At 43.1% G+C, this 1,847-nt stretch carries 1 protein-coding gene; it reads left to right on the top strand.

The features are described from left to right. Positions 1–110: 110 nt before the first annotated feature. The coding region (locus tag WC815_24095; protein MFA5911872.1) for a baseplate J/gp47 family protein at positions 111–1,847 on the top strand (1,737 nt) is incomplete at its 3' end.

Raw genomic sequence — 1,847 nt, 5'->3', positions numbered from 1 at the left:
ACTCACACCGAAGAGATTGGTGGTGTTAGAATAATTAAACAGGAGAAAATCGGATCCGGAGTGGTCCGTATTTATGCCGTCCTCGCTGACGGTCAACCTAAGAAAGAAAAATGAACCTCAAAGATTTTTTAACAAATAAAGAAAGCCCACCCGAGCTTTTTTGGGCGCTTGTAATTGAAAAAGGGTTAGTTCAGTCGGGGATATGGTACATAGGGGAAGGCACGGCTGAAGTTATTGGAATAGGAGCAGGTATTCCCTGGGAGAGCGAAGATGAATTAGTCGAAGCAACTGATGCCGCACTTTCCTCGGCAATCCAAAAACTACCGGAAGATTACCCTGAACCGCAAAAAACAGTTTTCGGGGTTTCAACATCATGGGTAAAAGATGGAGAAATTTCGCCGGAAAATCTGATTAAAATTAAAAAACTTTGCACGGAGCTTTCTTTAACCCCGGTGGGGTTTGTGGTTTTGCCTGAAGCTATAGCTCATCTTTACAAATCTGAAGAAGGGTCCCCGCTTAATGCGATTGTTCTTAAATCCGGGAGTGAAAATCTGGAATTATCTGTTTTTAAATTGGGAGAACTTGCCGGCACAACGGAAGTTTCCCGAAGTGTTTCCTTGGTTGATGATGTTATTGAGGGACTTTCCAGATTTGATGGCGTTTCACCCCTTCCTACGAGGTTCATTGTTTATGATGGAAAAGAAGGGGAACTTGAAGAGGTAAAACAAACCCTAATTCAGGCAAATTGGGGTGAAGGAAAAGTAAGTTTTTTGCATACACCCCAAGTTGAAATACTAAGTACTGATAGAAAAGTTTTAGCGACTGCCTTAGCAGGGGGAGCCGAAATCGGGGATGTTACCTCAGTGGTGACTCCTGAGGAAGAGGGGGAAGAGGATCAAGTTGTTGAAGAAAAACCGGAAGAAAAACAGGAAGAACAAAAGCCGGTTTCTGCAGAGGCTATGGGCTTTGCAGTGGGAGAGGATATCTCTTCAATGAAAAAAGAAGACATTCAAAATGTAATGCCCATGGAACCTCCGCCTCCGGTTGCGACTCTACCTTCCCAACCATCTCCGGTTAATGTGGCAAATTCGATGCCGCAAAGACAGTCAGTGAATTATTTGGCTAAATCAAAAATTCTATTCCATTCATTTTCAAAAATATTTTCTAAAGCGAATCCGGGGTCTCCGCGCACAAATAAAGGCTTAATAGCTATTTTGGCGGTCTTGGGTTTAGGGTTTGTGGCCGTTAGTATTTTATGGTGGTTTGTGCAAACAGCAAAGGTGACAATCTATGTGACACCGAAGAGATCTGAGGAAAATGTGCAAATCACTTTCGATTCGGGAGGACAATCTGACCAAGGAAACGGAATTATTCCTGCAAAAGTATTAACAGATCAAGTTTCTGGAGAAAAAACAAAAACAACAACAGGTACTAAACTAATCGGCAATAAGGCAACGGGATCGGTGCAAATTGCCAACGGTAACGGTGCAGCAATAAATTTAGCGGCTGGAACAAGTTTGACGTCATCGTCCGGATTTAAATTTGTTACAAATAATGAGGCATCCGTTTCGGGCCAGCTACTGCCAGGGTCCCCGGGTACAGCGACTGTAAATGTGACAGCTTATGATATAGGATCCCAATATAACCTTGCCAAAGGTGAAGTGTTTAGCGTCGGAAATTATTCCAAGGCTTTGGTCGCGGCGACTTCTACGGGGGACTTTAGCGGCGGAAGCAGCCAGCAAATTTCGGCTGTTAATAAGGATGATCAGTTGAATTTAGAAAATGATTTGAAAAATGAGCTTGCTCAGAATGCAAAATCTGATCTATCCGCCAAAGTTGCCGATAAT

Source organism: Vicinamibacterales bacterium (genome assembly GCA_041659285.1).
GTDB lineage: Bacteria > Acidobacteriota > Vicinamibacteria > Vicinamibacterales > UBA2999 > 12-FULL-67-14b.
Note: the sequence above shows the minus strand (reverse complement) of the source record. Positions and strands in the feature narration are given on the sequence as shown.